Origin of the sequence: Streptomyces sp. NPDC093085 (genome assembly GCF_040683935.1) — a bacterium.
In the GTDB taxonomy this organism is placed as follows: domain Bacteria; phylum Actinomycetota; class Actinomycetes; order Streptomycetales; family Streptomycetaceae; genus Streptomyces.
Map to the genome: position 1 here is coordinate 158,391 of NZ_JBFBFB010000010.1, position 14,835 is coordinate 173,225.

The window sequence follows — 14,835 nt, forward strand, 5'->3', positions numbered from 1 at the left end:
GTCAGTCGTACGAGACGGAGTGGCACCGGATGCAGCACTCAGTGGGGGCTCCGCCACCGCCTCCCCAGGGACCGGGACGCGGCGCCGGATGGCCGCCCCAGGCGCCGGCGGCGCCGCCGGCGCACGGGGCGCACCAGCCCCACCCGGGCCACGGGCCGCACCTGTCGCACCAGCCGCATCAGCCGCACCAGCCCCCCGGGCCGCCCGGGACCCCAGGGCCCTCAGCGGCCCCTGTGCCGCCTCCGGTCCCCGGACAGCAGCCGATTCCGCCCCAGCACCCCGCGGCGCCCCAGGGGCCCGCCCAGGGCCCCGTACGAGGCCATGGCCACGGCCCCGTGCCCCCGCCCGGCGCCCGGAGCGGGCCGCCGCCCCCGGATGTCACCGGGCATGTCCAGCTCCCGCCCGGCGGCCCGGTGCCGGTGCCCGCCGCCCCGCCCGCCGAGAGCGGCACCGGCACGGCCACCCTCGCGGTGCTGCTCATCGGGCCCGCGGGCGCGGGCAAGACGACCGTGGCCCGGCACTGGGCGAACAGCCGCCGGGTGCCCACCGCGCACATCAGCCTCGACGACGTACGCGAATGGGTCCGCGCGGGCTTCGCCGACCCGCAGTCCGGCTGGAACGACCACTCCGAGGCGCAGTACCGGCTGGCCCGCCGCACCTGCGGCTTCGCCGCCCGCAACTTCCTCGCCAACGGCATCTCCTGCATCCTGGACGACGCCGTCTTCCCGGACCGCCCGGTCGTCGGGCTCGGCGGCTGGAAGCGCCATGTCGGCCCCGGGCTCCTGCCGGTCGTCCTCCTCCCAGGTCTGGAGATCGTGCTGGAGCGCAACGCCGAGCGCAGCGGCAACCGGCGGCTGGCCGACGAGGAGGTCGCCGGGATCCATGGCCGGATGGCCGGCTGGTACGGCTCCGGGCTGCCGATCATCGACAACTCCAAGTACGACGTGGAGACCACCGCCCGGGTCCTGGACGACGTGCTGGCCCGCGCCCTGGCCTCGCCGCCGAGCTGGTGAGCCCGGCGGGCCGGGGGCGAGGCCGGGGCGCGGGCCAGGGCCGGGGCCGGTGACCCGGGGCCGGTGTCCGGCTCCGGGGCGGTGACCCGGGGCGTCCCGGCCCGTCCGGCCGGTCCCCCCGGTCGGACGCGCTGAACCGGCCGGGTGAGCCGCCCGCTCGTACGATCGGGTCATGTCAGACGTGCATGCGGCCCGCCGCGCGCGGCTGCGGGAGCGGTGTGCCGCCGCGGGCGACGGGGCTGCCCTGGTCACCCGGCCCGCCAACGTCCGCTATCTCGCCGGCGGCGGGCCGCCCGGCTCCGTACTGCTGCTCGGCCCGGACGAGGACATCCTGCTCTGCCCCCGCGACGGCGGCCGGGAGGGGCTCCGGGGAGCCGAGGAACCGCCGACGCTGACCGCCGTCCCCATCAGCGGGGACCCGGCCGTGGCCGCCGCCGGGCTCCTCACCCCCTCGTCCGCCGGATCGCTCGCCGTCGAGGAGCACCACCTCACCGTCGCCCGCCACCGGGCCATCGGCGCCGTCGTGCCCGGGCTCCGCCTCACCGACCTCGGCTGTGCCGTCGAGCGGCAGCGGATCGTCAAGGACGAGGAGGAGATCGCCTGTCTGCGGATCGCCGCCGAGATCGCCGACCACGCGCTGGGGGAGCTGCTGGAGTCGATCCTGGTGGGCCGCACCGAACGCCATCTCGCGCTGGAGCTGGAGCGCCGGCTCGTCGACCACGGCGCCGAGGGCCCGGCCTTCCCGACCGTCGTCGCCACCGGGCCGCACGCGGGCCGCCGGGGCCACCGGCCCTCGGACCGGCGGGTCGAGGAGGGTGATTTCCTCTCCGTCGGCCTCGGCGCCGACTATCGCGGCTACCGGTGTCTCATCGGGCGTACGTTCGTCATCGGGTCCTCCCCGGCCGCCTGGCAGATCGAGCTGTACGAGCTGGTCTTCGCGGCACAACGGGCAGGTCGGGAGGGGTTGGTGCCCGGCGCGGGCTACCGCGACGTGGACCGCGCGACGCGCGGTCCGCTGGAGGCGGCGGGGCACGGGGCGGGGCTCGCGCCCCGTACCGGACACGGGGTGGGACTGGAAATCGACGAGGACCCGCAGCTCGCCCCCGCGGCCATGGGTAAACTGGACGCTCGTGTGCCGGTCACCGTCGGACCGGGGGTCCACCTCCCGGGCCGGGGCGGTGTCCGGATCGATGACACGCTCGTCGTCCGCCCCGAGGCGGACGGCGGACCCGAGCTACTCACCATCACGACCAAGGAGCTGCTCGCGCTCTAGTGCCGCGACCGGCGATGTCTGCCGGGAGGGGCACCAGTGCCTCTGCCGGCCGCGACCCCGTGTCGCGGGCAGCCGCGGAGGCGGCGCGTGCCCCTCGGTCGTCCACCAGCTTTCAGTCCAGGAGATTCCGCAACCGTGGCTTCCACGAACGACCTCAAGAACGGCCTGGTGCTCAAGCTCGACGGAGGCCAGCTCTGGTCCGTCGTCGAGTTCCAGCACGTCAAGCCCGGTAAGGGCCCGGCCTTTGTGCGCACCAAGCTGAAGAACGTGCTCTCCGGCAAGGTCGTCGACAAGACCTTCAACGCCGGCGTGAAGGTCGACGTGGCTACCGTTGACCGCCGTGACATGCAGTTCTCGTACATGGACGGCGAGTACTTCGTCTTCATGGACATGAGCACGTACGACCAGCTCATGATCGACCGCAAGGCGGTCGGGAACGCGGCGAACTTCCTGATCGAGGGGTTCGAGGCCACGGTCGCCACGCACGAGGGCGAGGTGCTCTACGTCGAGCTGCCCGCCGCCGTCGAGCTGGTCATCAAGCACACCGACCCGGGCGTCCAGGGCGACCGCTCCACCGGCGGCACCAAGCCGGCCACGCTGGAGACCGGTTACGAGATCGGCGTCCCGCTCTTCATCACCACCGGCGAGAAGATCAAGGTCGACACCCGTTCGGGTGACTACCTCGGCCGGGTGAACAGCTAACCGTGGCTGCCAGGAGCAATGCCCGCAAGCGCGCGTTCCAGATCCTCTTCGAGGCCGATCAGCGCGGCACGTCCGTACAGAACGTTCTCGCGGACTGGGTCAGGCACTCTCGCTCCGACGAACGTCAGCCGCCGGTCAACGAGTTCACCATGGAACTGGTCGAGGGGTACGGGGAGCACGTCGCCCGGATCGACGAACTCATCACCACCTACGCGGTGGACTGGGACCTCGACCGGATGCCCGCCGCCGACCGGAACATCGTACGGCTCGGTGCCTACGAGCTGATCTGGCTGGACGGCACCCCGGACGCGGTGGCGATCGACGAGGCGGTCCAGCTCGCCAAGGAGTTCTCCACCGACGACTCCCCGGCGTTCGTCAACGGACTGCTCAGCCGGTTCAAGGACCTCAAGCCGAGTCTGCGCCGCGTCTGAGCGGCGCTCTGCCCTCACGTACCGGACGGGACCACCCGGCCCGCCCGGTACGTGAGGGCACGCGTCTGTCCGGGGCCGTACGGCCGCTCCCGGGCGCCGGCGGTCCCGACGGGCGCGGGGGAGCCGTACGAAGCGCCGGAGGGCGGTTCCGTACGCGCGTACGGAACCGCCCTCCGGGAGGTGACGTTTCTGCCGGTCGGCGGGTGTGCCCGCGCGCCGTCAGCTCTCGTCGTGGGCGACCGCGCGCCGCGCGTCCGCGTCGAGCACACCCCAACTGATGAGCTGCTCGGTCAGGACCGAGGGGGACTGGTCGTAGATGACGGCGAGGGTGCGCAGATCGTCCTGGCGGATCGACAGCACCTTGCCGTTGTAGTCGCCCCGCTGGCTCTGGATCGTCGCCGCGTACCGCTGGAGCGGGCCCGCCTTCTCCTGCGGCACATGGGCCAGGCGCTCCAGGTCGAGCACGAGCTTCGGCGGCGGCTCGGCGGCGCCGCCGGGCGTCGTGCCGGGAAGCAGCTCCTGTACCGGGACACCGTAGAAGTCCGCCAGCTCGGCGAGGCGCTGCACCGTGACGGCACGGTCCCCGCGCTCGTACGAACCCACCACCACAGCCTTCCAGCGACCCTGTGACTTCTCCTCCACGCCATGGAGAGAGAGGCCCTGCTGGGTGCGGATGGCACGGAGTTTGGCCCCGAGCTGCTTTGCGTATTCGCTGGACATATAGCTCCCCGGACGCTGGAACATGGTGCGGCTCCGCCGCGTGGCTGGTAACTCACTGTGAGGTTACGCAGCGTTACTTGGATGCGTCAAGCCGAGAGAACCGGAGGGGGCGCCCCGGCACCCCCGAGGGCGCGCTCCGTACCGCCCTCCGTACCGCGCCGACCCGGCCCACCGGCGGCTTCGTACCGGATCAGGGGAGGGGGTGGCCCCGGATGCGCCCGCGGGCCCCTGCTAGCCTGGGTGGCGTAATTTCGTTATTCGACGTCCTTTAAGGTCCGTCCCGTGAGGCGGAGAAGGAGGTCCGTTTCCCATGGACGCAGGAACGAACGCGAGCGGCGAGGCCCGGCCCGTACTGGAGGCCCCCGACATCGCCCGGGTACTGACCCGGATCGCCCACGAGATCGTGGAGCGCGCCAAGGGCGCCGACGACGTGGTGCTGCTGGGCATCCCGACCCGCGGGGTCCATCTGGCCCGCAGGCTCGCCGGAAAGCTCGCCGAGATCACCGGCCGCGCCATCCCGGTCGGCTCCCTCGACATCACCATGTACCGCGACGACCTGCGGCTGCGGCCCGCCCGCGCGCTGGCCCGCACCGACATCCCCGGGGACGGGGTCGACGGGCGCCTGGTCGTCCTCGTGGACGACGTGCTCTTCTCCGGCCGGACGATCCGCGCCGCCCTCGACGCGCTCGGCGACATCGGCCGCCCGCGCGCCGTCCAGCTCGCCGTCCTCGTCGACCGGGGCCACCGCGAGCTGCCGATCCGCGCCGACTACGTCGGCAAGAACCTGCCCACCTCGCTGCGCGAGACGGTCAAGGTCCACCTCGCCGAGGAGGACGGCCGCGACACCGTGCTGCTCGGCCTCCAGCCGTCCACCGGGTCCCGCGAGCGCTAGCGCCCCTGCCCACCCGTACGCCCAGCACCCGTACGGGTGGCTCCGCGTGCCCGCATGCCCGCACACCCCACCCACCGGAGCGCTCTCCCATGCTGCGTCTTCCCGGGGCGAACCCCCGAACCCCCGGTCATCTGATCTCCGCGGCCGATCTCAGCCGTGACGACGCCGTGCTCATCCTCGACACCGCCGAGGAGATGGCCCGGGTCGCCGACCGGCCGATCAAGAAACTGCCGACCCTCCGCGGCCGTACCGTCGTCAACCTCTTCTTCGAGGACTCCACCCGCACCCGGATCTCCTTCGAGGCCGCCGCCAAGCGGCTCTCCGCCGATGTGATCAACTTCTCGGCCAAGGGCTCCTCCGTCTCCAAGGGCGAGTCGCTCAAGGACACCGCGCTCACCCTGGAGGCCATGGGCGCCGACGCCGTCGTCATCCGGCACGGCGCCTCCGGAGCCCCGTACCGCCTCGCCACCTCCGGCTGGATCGACGGCGCGGTCGTCAACGCGGGCGACGGCACCCACGAACACCCCACCCAGGCCCTGCTCGACGCCTTCACCCTGCGCCGCAGGCTGGTCGGGGCCGACGAGGGCATCGGCCGCGACCTGGCCGGCAAGCGGGTCACCATCGTCGGCGACGTGCTGCACAGCCGCGTCGCCCGCTCCAACGTCCTGCTGCTCCACACGCTCGGCGCCCAGGTCACCGTCGTCGCGCCGCCCACCCTGGTCCCGATCGGCGTCGACCACTGGCCCTGCGAGGTCAGCTACGACCTGGACCGGGTGCTGCCCGGCTCCGACGCCGTGATGATGCTGCGGGTCCAGCGCGAGCGGATGAACGCCGCCTTCTTCCCCACCGAGCGCGAGTACTCCCGCCGGTACGGCCTGGACGGCGACCGGATGGGCCGGATGCCCGGCACCTCCGTCGTCATGCACCCCGGGCCGATGAACCGCGGCATGGAGATCACCGCCGAGGTCGCCGACTCCGACCGCTGCACCGCCGTCGAACAGGTCGCCAACGGCGTCTCCATCCGTATGGCCGTGCTCTACCTGCTGCTCGGCGGCAACGAGCCCGCCGTCACCACCGCACGCCAGGACCCCGAGCCGTCCCGCCCGTCCCCCGAGGAGAACAAGTGACCATGAGCAAGATCCTGATCCGGGGCGCGCAGGTGCTCGGCGGAGACGTCCAGGACGTCCTGATCGACGGCGAGACCATCGCGGCGGTCGGCACCGGCCTGGAAGCGGCGGGCGCCACCGTCGTCGAGGCGGCGGGGCAGATCCTGCTGCCCGGCCTCGTCGACCTCCACACCCATCTGCGGGAGCCGGGACGCGAGGACTCCGAGACCGTCCTGACCGGCACCAAGGCCGCCGCCGTCGGCGGCTTCACCGCCGTCCACGCCATGGCCAACACCTTCCCCGTCGCCGACACGGCCGGCGTGGTCGAGCAGGTCTGGCGGCTCGGCAAGGAGTCCGGCTACTGCGATGTGCGGCCCGTCGGCGCCGTCACCGTCGGCCTGGAGGGCAAGCACCTCGCCGAACTGGGCGCCATGCACGACTCCGCCGCCAACGTCCGGGTCTTCTCCGACGACGGCAAGTGCGTGGACGACGCGGTGATCATGCGCAGGGCGCTGGAGTACGTGAAGGCGTTCGACGGTGTCATCGCCCAGCACGCCCAGGAGCCCCGGCTCACCGAGGGCGCCCAGATGAACGAGGGCGTCGTCTCCGCCGAACTGGGGCTCGGCGGCTGGCCGGCCGTCGCCGAGGAGTCGATCATCGCGCGCGATGTGCTGCTCGCCGCGCACGTCGGCTCCCGCGTGCACATCTGCCACCTCTCCACCGCGGGCTCCGTCGAACTGGTCCGCTGGGCCAAGTCCAAGGGGTGGAACGTCACCGCCGAGGTCACCCCGCACCACCTGCTCCTCACCGATGAACTCGTCCGGACGTACAACCCCGTCTACAAGGTGAACCCGCCGCTGCGCACCGAGGCCGATGTCCTCGCCCTGCGCGCCGCGCTCGCCGACGGCACCATCGACTGCGTCGCCACCGACCACGCGCCCCACCCGCACGAGGACAAGGACTGCGAGTGGGCCGCCGCCGCCATGGGCATGGTCGGCCTGGAGACCGCGCTCTCCGTCGTCCAGCAGACGATGGTCGACACCGGGCTGCTGGACTGGGCGGGCGTCGCCGACCGGATGTCGTACCGCCCCGCGCGCATCGGCCGGCTCGACGACCACGGCCGTCCCGTCTCGGCAGGCGAGCCCGCCAACCTCACCCTGGTCGATCCGGCATACCGTGGAGCCGTGGACCCCGCGGGCTTCGCCTCCCGCAGCCGTAACACCCCCTACGAGGGGCGCGAGCTGCCGGGACGAGTGACCCACACCTTCCTGCGGGGCCGGGCCACGGTCGTCGACGGGAATCTGGCGTGAGAACTGCGAACCTTCTGCTCCCCCTGGCCGCCGAGGAGAAATCGGCGGAAGTGACCGACTGGGCCGCCCGGATCGGCTGGGTGGCCGGGCTGCTGTTCTTCATCGCCTTCGTCTACTGGCTGATGCGCCAGGGATGGAGCTGGCGCGGCAGCCTCCAGTCGGACCTGCCCGAGCTGCCGGCCCGGCCGTCCTCCCCGGACCCCGCCGAGGCCCGGCTGACCCTGGCCGGCCGCTACCACGGCTCCACCACCGCCGGGCAGTGGCTCGACCGGATCGTCGCCCACGGCCTCGGCGCCCGCAGCCGGGTGGAGCTCACGCTCACCGACGCCGGACTCGATGTCGTACGCCCCGGGGCCACCGACTTCTTCATCCCTGCGGAGCGGCTGCGTGAGGCCCGGCTCGACAAGGGCATCGCGGGCAAGGTCCTCGCCGAGGGCGGGCTGCTGATCGTCACCTGGGCCCACGGGGACCGGCTGATCGACTCCGGCTTCCGCTCCGACCGCTCCGCCGAGCACGCCGCCTGGGTCGACGCCCTCGCCGCCATGGCCCCGGCCCCGGCGGCGAGCACCGCCGCCGCCGGCACCCCCGCCACCGCCACGAACACCACCACCACTACGGAAGGCCCCGCACGATGACCACCTCACCCCGTGCGACTGGCCTCGCCACCGCCCGTGTACCGGCCTCCCCCGCCGTACTCGTCCTGGAGGACGGCCGCACCTTCCGCGGCCGTGCCTACGGGGCCGTGGGGGAGACCTTCGGCGAGGCCGTCTTCTCCACCGGTATGACCGGCTACCAGGAGACCCTCACCGACCCCTCGTACCACCGCCAGGTCGTCGTGATGACCGCCCCGCACGTCGGGAACACCGGCGTCAACGACGAGGACCCCGAGTCCCGGCGGATCTGGGTCTCCGGCTATGTCGTACGCGACCCCGCCCGCACCCCCTCGAACTGGCGCTCGCGCCGCTCCCTCGACGACGAGCTCACCGCGCAGGGCGTCGTCGGCATCAGCGGCGTCGACACCCGCGCCCTCACCCGCCATCTGCGCGAGCGCGGCGCCATGCGGGTCGGGATCTTCTCCGGCGAGGCGCTCGCCGACGAGGCGGCGCTGCTCGCCCGGGTCCGCCAGGCCCCCGAGATGAGCGGCGCCGACCTCTCCGCCGAGGTCGCCACCGAGCGGCCCTACGTCGTCCCCGCGATCGGCGAGAAGCGCTTCACCGTCGCCGCGCTCGACCTCGGCATCAAGGGCATGACCCCGCACCGGATGGCCGAACGCGGCATCGAGGTGCACGTCCTGCCCGCCACCGCCACCCTCGACGAGGTCTACGCCGTCAACCCCGACGGGGTCTTCCTCTCCAACGGGCCCGGCGACCCCGCCACCGCCGACCTCACCGTCGTCCGGGGCGTCCTGGAGCGCGGCACCCCGCTCTTCGGGATCTGCTTCGGCAACCAGCTCCTGGGCCGGGCGCTCGGCTTCGGCACGTACAAGCTGAAGTACGGCCACCGGGGGATCAACCAGCCCGTGCAGGACCGTACGACCGGAAAGGTCGAGGTCACCGCGCACAACCACGGCTTCGCCGTCGACGCCCCGCTCGACCGGGTCTCCGACACCCCCTACGGCCGCGCCGAGGTCTCCCACGTCTGCCTCAACGACAACGTGGTCGAAGGGCTCAGGCTGCTCGACCGGCCGGTCTTCAGCGTCCAGTACCACCCCGAGGCGGCGGCCGGCCCGCACGACGCCGCGTACCTCTTCGACCGCTTCACATCTTTGATGAACACCGCCCTCATGGAGGACCAGCGTGCCTAAGCGCACCGATATCCAGTCCGTCCTGGTCATCGGTTCCGGACCGATCGTCATCGGCCAGGCCGCCGAGTTCGACTACTCCGGCACCCAGGCGTGCCGCGTCCTCAAGGCCGAGGGCCTGCGGGTCGTCCTCGTCAACTCCAACCCCGCCACGATCATGACGGACCCGGAGATCGCCGACGCCACCTACGTCGAGCCGATCACCCCCGAGTACGTCGAGAAGATCATCGCCAAGGAGCGCCCCGACGCGCTGCTGCCCACCCTGGGCGGCCAGACCGCGCTCAACACCGCGATCTCGCTGCACGACGCCGGCACCCTCGACAAGTACGGCGTCGAGCTGATCGGCGCCAATGTCGAGGCCATCAACAAGGGCGAGGACCGCGACCTCTTCAAGGACGTCGTCCGGGCCGTCCACGCCAAGATCGGCCACGGCGAGTCCGCCCGCTCGGTCATCTGCCACTCCATGGACGACGTCCTGGCCGGCGTCGACACCCTCGGCGGCTACCCCGTCGTCGTCCGCCCCTCCTTCACCATGGGCGGCGCGGGCTCCGGCTTCGCCCACACCGAGGAGGACCTGCGCCGGATCGCCGGACAGGGGCTGATGCTCTCGCCGACCACCGAGGTGCTCCTGGAGGAGTCCATCCTCGGCTGGAAGGAGTACGAGCTGGAGCTGATGCGCGACAAGAACGACAACGTCGTGGTCGTCTGCTCCATCGAGAACTTCGACCCGATGGGCGTGCACACCGGCGACTCGATCACCGTCGCCCCCGCGATGACCCTCACCGACCGCGAGTACCAGACCCTCCGCGACATCGGCATCGCCGTCATCCGCGAGGTCGGCGTCGACACCGGCGGCTGCAACATCCAGTTCGCCGTCAACCCGGACGACGGCCGCGTCATCGTCATCGAGATGAACCCGCGCGTCTCCCGCTCCTCCGCGCTCGCCTCCAAGGCCACCGGCTTCCCGATCGCCAAGATCGCCGCCCGGCTCGCCGTCGGCTACACGCTGGACGAGATCCCCAACGACATCACCGAGAAGACCCCGGCGTCCTTCGAGCCCACGCTCGACTACGTCGTCGTCAAGGTGCCCCGGTTCGCCTTCGAGAAGTTCCCGGCCGCCGACGCCTCCCTCACCACCACCATGAAGTCCGTCGGCGAGGCCATGGCCATCGGCCGCAACTTCACCGAGGCCCTCCAGAAGGCGCTGCGCTCCCTGGAGAAGGCGGGCAGCCAGTTCGACTTCGCCGGGGAACCCGGCGACGCCTCGGCGAAGGACGCGCTGCTGGAGACCGCGCAGACCCCCACCGACGGCCGGATCAACACCGTCATGCGGGCCATCCGGGCCGGGGCCACCCCCGAGGAGGTCTTCGACGCCACGAAGATCGACCCGTGGTTCGTCGACCAGCTCTTCCTGATCAAGGAGTACGCGGACGAGCTGGCCGCCGCCGAGCGGCTCGACCCCGGACTCCTCGCCGAGGCCAAGCGGCACGGCTTCTCCGACGCCCAGATCGCCGCGATCCGCGGGCTGCGCGAGGACGTCGTACGCGAGGTCAGACACGCCCTCGGGGTACGCCCCGTCTACAAGACGGTGGACACCTGCGCCGCCGAGTTCGCCGCGAAGACCCCGTACTTCTACTCCTCGTACGACGAGGAGAGCGAGGTCGCGCCGCGCACCAGGCCCGCCGTGATCATCCTCGGCTCCGGGCCCAACCGGATCGGCCAGGGCATCGAGTTCGACTACTCCTGCGTCCACGCCTCCTTCGCGCTCAGCGAAGCCGGGTACGAGACCGTGATGGTCAACTGCAACCCGGAGACCGTCTCCACCGACTACGACACCTCCGACCGGCTCTACTTCGAGCCGCTCACCCTGGAGGACGTCCTGGAGATCGTGCACGCCGAGACGCTGGCCGGCCCGGTCGCGGGCGTCGTCGTCCAGCTCGGCGGCCAGACCCCGCTGGGCCTCGCCCAGGCCCTCAAGGACAACGGCGTCCCCGTCGTCGGCACCCCGCCGGAGGCGATCCACGCCGCCGAGGACCGGGGCGCCTTCGGCCGGGTCCTCGCCGAGGCCGGGCTGCCCGCGCCCAAGCACGGCACCGCCACCACCTTCGCCGAGGCCAAGGAGATCGCCGACGAGATCGGCTACCCGGTCCTCGTCCGGCCCTCGTACGTGCTCGGCGGACGCGGCATGGAGATCGTCTACGACGAGACCCGGCTCGCCGCGTACATCAGCGAGTCCACCGAGATCAGCCCCACCCGCCCGGTCCTCGTCGACCGCTTCCTCGACGACGCCATCGAGATCGACGTGGACGCCCTCTACGACGGCACCGAGCTCTACCTCGGCGGCGTCATGGAGCACATCGAGGAGGCCGGTATCCACTCCGGCGACTCGGCGTGCGCCCTCCCGCCCATCACCCTCGGCGGCTTCGACATCAAGCGGCTGCGCGCCTCCACCGAGGCGATCGCGCGGGGCGTCGGCGTGCGCGGTCTGATCAACATCCAGTTCGCGATGGCCGGGGACATCCTGTACGTGCTGGAGGCCAACCCGCGCGCCTCCCGCACCGTCCCCTTCACCTCGAAGGCCACCGCCGTACCGCTGGCGAAGGCCGCCGCCCGGATCTCCCTCGGCGCCACCGTCGCCGAGCTGCGCGCCGAGGGGCTGCTGCCCGCCCGGGGCGACGGCGGCACACTGCCGCTCGACGCGCCGATCTCCGTGAAGGAGGCCGTGATGCCGTGGTCGCGCTTCCGCGACATCCACGGGCGCGGCGTCGACACCGTCCTCGGCCCGGAGATGCGCTCCACCGGCGAGGTCATGGGCATCGACTCGGCCTTCGGCACGGCGTACGCCAAGTCCCAGGCCGGGGCGTACGGGCCGCTGCCCGCCAAGGGCCGCGCCTTCATCTCCGTCGCCAACCGCGACAAGCGCTCGATGATCTTCCCGGCCCGTGAGCTGGTCGCCCACGGCTTCGAGCTGCTGGCCACCTCCGGCACCGCCGAGGTGCTCAAGCGGAACGGGATCAAGGCCACCGTCGTCCGCAAGCAGTTCGAGGGCGAGGGCCCGGACGGCGAGAAGACCATCGTCCAGCTCATCCACGAGGGCGCCGTCGACCTCATCGTCAACACCCCGTACGGCACCGGCGGCCGGCTCGACGGGTACGACATCCGTACGGCGGCCGTGGCGCGCGCCGTGCCCTGCCTCACCACGGTCCAGGCGCTCGCCGCCGCCGTCCAGGGCATCGACGCGCTCAAGCACGGCGAGGTCGGCGTCCGCTCCCTCCAGGAGCACGCGCACCACCTGATCTCGGCGCGCGAGGACTGACCCGTATGGACGTCATGGACACCGCGTACCGGCTCCTCTTCCGGCTGGTCTTCCGGCGGATGGACCCCGAACGCGCGCACCACCTGGCCTTCCGGTGGATCCGGCTGGCCGCCCGCGTCCCGGTGCTGCGCACCTTCCTCGCCGCCGCGCTCGCGCCCCGGTACGCGAAGCTGCGCACGGAGGCGTTCGGGCTCCGTATGCACGGTCCGTTCGGGCTGGCCGCCGGGTTCGACAAGAACGCCGTGGGCATCGACGGCCTCGCCATGACCGGCTTCGACCATGTCGAGATCGGCACCGTCACCGGCGAACCGCAGTCCGGCAACCCGAAGCCGCGGCTCTTCCGGCTCGTCGGCGACCGGGCGCTGATCAACCGCATGGGCTTCAACAACGAGGGCTCCGCCGCCGTGGCGGAGCGCCTCGCCGCCCGTACCGCACGGGGGCCGGTCTTCAAGACGACCGTCGGCGTCAACATCGGCAAGACCAAAATCGTCCCCGAGAGTGAAGCTGTCGCGGACTATGTGCTCTCCACCGAGCGCCTGGCCCGCCACGCCGACTACCTCGTCGTCAACGTCAGCTCCCCCAACACCCCCGGGCTGCGCAGCCTCCAGGCGGTCGATCAGCTCGGGCCGCTGCTCACCGCCGTACGGGAGGCCGCCGACCGCACCGTCACCCGGCGCCGCGTCCCGCTCCTGGTCAAGATCGCCCCCGACCTCGCGGACGAGGACGTCGACGCCGTCGCCGACCTCGCCGTGGAGCTGGGCCTGGACGGCATCATCGCCACCAACACCACCATCGCCCGCGAGGGTCTGGGGCTGGTCTCGGGACCGGCGCTGACCGGCGAGACCGGGGGGCTCTCCGGGGCACCGCTCAAGGAGCGCTCCCTGGAGGTGCTGAGCCGGCTCTACGCACGGGTGGGCGACCGGATCACCCTGGTGGGCGTCGGGGGCGTGGAGAGCGCCGAGGACGCCTGGCGGCGCATCCTGGCCGGGGCCACGCTGGTCCAGGGGTACAGCGCGTTCATCTACCGGGGCCCGTTCTGGAGCCGTGAGATCCACCAGGGGCTCGCGGCCCGGCTCGCGGCCTCCCCGTACGCGACCCTCTCCGAGGCCGTCGGAGCGGCCACCCGGGAGGCCATGAACCGGAAGAAGGCCGACGCATGAGCGCACCGACCGCCCCCACCCCCGCCGAGGGCCGCGACGGCGGTACGGGGTCCCCGGGTGCTCCGGGTGCCTCGGGTACTCCGGGTGCTCCGTCCGCCCCGGTGCCCTTCGGGGCCCGGCTGCGGCGGGCGATGGACACCCGGGGCCCGCTCTGCGTCGGCATCGACCCGCACGCCTCGCTGCTGACCGCGTGGGGCCTGGGCGACGACATCGCGGGGCTGGAGCGGTTCACCCGTACCACCGTCGAGGCGCTGGCCGGCCGGGTCGCCGTGCTCAAGCCGCAGTCCGCGTTCTTCGAGCGCTTCGGCTCGCGCGGCATCGCCGTCCTGGAGACCGCCGTGGCGGAGGCGCGGGCCGCCGGGGCGCTGGTCCTGATGGACGCCAAGCGCGGCGACATCGGCTCCACGATGGCCGCGTACGCGGCGACGTACCTGGACCCGGCATCGCCGCTCTTCTCGGACGCGGTGACGCTCTCCCCGTACCTGGGCTTCGGCTCGCTCCGTCCGGCGCTGGACGCCGCCTCGGCGGCCGGCAGCGGGGTCTTCGTCCTCGCGCTCACCTCCAACCCGGAGGGCGCCGAGGTGCAGCGCGCCACCGCCGCCGACGGGCGCCCGCTCGCCCGCGTCATGCTCGACCACCTGGCCGAGGAGAACGCGGGCGCGGCCCCGCTCGGCTCGGCCGGCGCGGTCGTCGGGGCGACCCTGGGGGACCTCGGGGACGCCGGAGTGGACCTCGCGATCAACGGGCCGCTGCTCGCCCCGGGCATCGGCGCGCAGGGCGCGACCCCCGCCGATCTGCCCGCCGTCTTCGGCGCGGCGGCCGGCAACGTGCTCCCCAGCGTCAGCCGGGGGGTGCTCCGGCACGGTCCCGACGCGGGGGCGCTGCGGAGCGCCGCGGACCGCTTCGCGGCGGAGGTACGGGCGGCGGTCGGCGGAGGCACGGCGGGCGGGTGACGGAGGCAATGCGCGGCTTCCTGTCCAAAAAGTTGGGCAAAATGACCAAAATGTCACCCCTGATCGATGCTGACCAGGACTTTTCGTCTGTTCTCGCTGACTCGGGCGGAGTTGGCCGCTAGTCTCCGTCGAGAGCCAACGCGCAGTTCGTTGCCCGT

At 72.5% G+C, this 14,835-nt stretch carries 13 protein-coding genes; 12 read left to right on the forward strand and 1 reads right to left on the reverse strand.

Annotation, left to right across the window (positions count from 1 at the left end; translation table 11 throughout):
• The first annotated feature begins 29 nt into the window (after positions 1-29).
• The 4 genes from AB0O07_RS25465 (at position 30) to nusB (ending at position 3,419) form a co-directional block, all read left to right on the forward strand.
• On the forward strand, positions 30-1,013 hold the full coding sequence (locus tag AB0O07_RS25465) for an AAA family ATPase (RefSeq protein WP_365637123.1): 984 nt from the start codon (positions 30-32) through the stop codon (positions 1,011-1,013).
• A 172-nt stretch (positions 1,014-1,185) separates the two neighbouring features.
• Positions 1,186-2,286, forward strand: coding sequence for an aminopeptidase P family protein (locus AB0O07_RS25470; protein ID WP_365637125.1), 1,101 nt, complete (start codon positions 1,186-1,188; stop codon positions 2,284-2,286).
• A 135-nt stretch (positions 2,287-2,421) separates the two neighbouring features.
• Positions 2,422-2,988, forward strand: a complete 567-nt coding sequence (gene efp, locus AB0O07_RS25475; protein WP_365637127.1) for an elongation factor P — start codon at positions 2,422-2,424, stop codon at positions 2,986-2,988.
• Positions 2,989-2,990: 2 nt separating this feature from the next.
• Positions 2,991-3,419, forward strand: coding sequence for a transcription antitermination factor NusB (gene nusB, locus AB0O07_RS25480; protein ID WP_365637130.1), 429 nt, complete (start codon positions 2,991-2,993; stop codon positions 3,417-3,419).
• A gap of 219 nt (positions 3,420-3,638) precedes the next feature.
• Here nusB and bldD read toward each other — a convergent pair whose 3' ends face one another.
• Entirely contained in the window at positions 3,639-4,139 is a 501-nt protein-coding gene (bldD, locus tag AB0O07_RS25485; protein WP_329828429.1) for a transcriptional regulator BldD, read from the reverse strand.
• Between the two features lie 310 nt (positions 4,140-4,449).
• Between bldD and pyrR the strand changes: the two genes are divergently transcribed.
• The 8 genes from pyrR to pyrF all read left to right on the forward strand — a co-directional run bounded on the left by pyrR (position 4,450) and on the right by pyrF (position 14,677).
• Entirely contained in the window at positions 4,450-5,031 is a 582-nt protein-coding gene (gene pyrR, locus AB0O07_RS25490; RefSeq protein WP_365637131.1) for a bifunctional pyr operon transcriptional regulator/uracil phosphoribosyltransferase PyrR, read from the forward strand.
• Between the two features lie 89 nt (positions 5,032-5,120).
• Positions 5,121-6,158, forward strand: coding sequence for an aspartate carbamoyltransferase catalytic subunit (locus AB0O07_RS25495; protein ID WP_365637133.1), 1,038 nt, complete (start codon positions 5,121-5,123; stop codon positions 6,156-6,158).
• Between the two features lie 2 nt (positions 6,159-6,160).
• The gene (locus tag AB0O07_RS25500; protein WP_365637135.1) at positions 6,161-7,447 is read left to right on the forward strand and encodes a dihydroorotase; all 1,287 of its coding nucleotides are present in this window, start codon (positions 6,161-6,163) and stop codon (positions 7,445-7,447) included.
• Positions 7,444-8,082 carry a hypothetical protein gene (locus AB0O07_RS25505; protein WP_365637137.1) on the forward strand — a complete coding sequence of 213 codons (639 nt, stop codon included), beginning with the start codon at positions 7,444-7,446 and terminating at the stop codon, positions 8,080-8,082. The genes AB0O07_RS25500 and AB0O07_RS25505 overlap by 4 nt, the downstream gene beginning before the upstream one ends.
• Positions 8,079-9,251, forward strand: coding sequence for a glutamine-hydrolyzing carbamoyl-phosphate synthase small subunit (gene carA / locus AB0O07_RS25510; RefSeq protein WP_365637139.1), 1,173 nt, complete (start codon positions 8,079-8,081; stop codon positions 9,249-9,251). Before AB0O07_RS25505 ends, carA begins: the two co-directional genes overlap by 4 nt.
• Positions 9,244-12,564: a carbamoyl-phosphate synthase large subunit gene (gene carB / locus AB0O07_RS25515; RefSeq protein WP_365637142.1), complete on the forward strand. Its 3,321-nt coding sequence runs from the start codon at positions 9,244-9,246 to the stop codon at positions 12,562-12,564. Before carA ends, carB begins: the two co-directional genes overlap by 8 nt.
• Positions 12,565-12,578: 14 nt before the next feature.
• The gene (locus AB0O07_RS25520) at positions 12,579-13,724 is read left to right on the forward strand and encodes a quinone-dependent dihydroorotate dehydrogenase (RefSeq protein WP_365637317.1); all 1,146 of its coding nucleotides are present in this window, start codon (positions 12,579-12,581) and stop codon (positions 13,722-13,724) included.
• The gene (gene pyrF / locus AB0O07_RS25525; RefSeq protein WP_365637144.1) at positions 13,721-14,677 is read left to right on the forward strand and encodes an orotidine-5'-phosphate decarboxylase; all 957 of its coding nucleotides are present in this window, start codon (positions 13,721-13,723) and stop codon (positions 14,675-14,677) included. Before AB0O07_RS25520 ends, pyrF begins: the two co-directional genes overlap by 4 nt.
• The last annotated feature ends 158 nt before the right edge of the window (positions 14,678-14,835 follow it).

Bases quoted from the DNA above. Each gene is read 5' to 3' on its own strand.
- AB0O07_RS25495 (WP_365637133.1), top strand. From the start codon at position 5,121: ATGCTGCGTCTTCCCGGGGCGAACCCCCGAACCCCCGGTCATCTGATC.
- AB0O07_RS25470 (WP_365637125.1), top strand. From the start codon at position 1,186: ATGTCAGACGTGCATGCGGCCCGCCGCGCGCGGCTGCGGGAGCGGTGT.
- carA (WP_365637139.1), top strand. From the start codon at position 8,079: ATGACCACCTCACCCCGTGCGACTGGCCTCGCCACCGCCCGTGTACCG.
- pyrF (WP_365637144.1), top strand. From the start codon at position 13,721: ATGAGCGCACCGACCGCCCCCACCCCCGCCGAGGGCCGCGACGGCGGT.
- AB0O07_RS25465 (WP_365637123.1), top strand. From the start codon at position 30: ATGCAGCACTCAGTGGGGGCTCCGCCACCGCCTCCCCAGGGACCGGGA.
- bldD (WP_329828429.1), bottom strand. From the start codon at position 4,139: ATGTCCAGCGAATACGCAAAGCAGCTCGGGGCCAAACTCCGTGCCATC.
- pyrR (WP_365637131.1), top strand. From the start codon at position 4,450: ATGGACGCAGGAACGAACGCGAGCGGCGAGGCCCGGCCCGTACTGGAG.
- AB0O07_RS25520 (WP_365637317.1), top strand. From the start codon at position 12,579: ATGGACACCGCGTACCGGCTCCTCTTCCGGCTGGTCTTCCGGCGGATG.
- AB0O07_RS25500 (WP_365637135.1), top strand. From the start codon at position 6,161: ATGAGCAAGATCCTGATCCGGGGCGCGCAGGTGCTCGGCGGAGACGTC.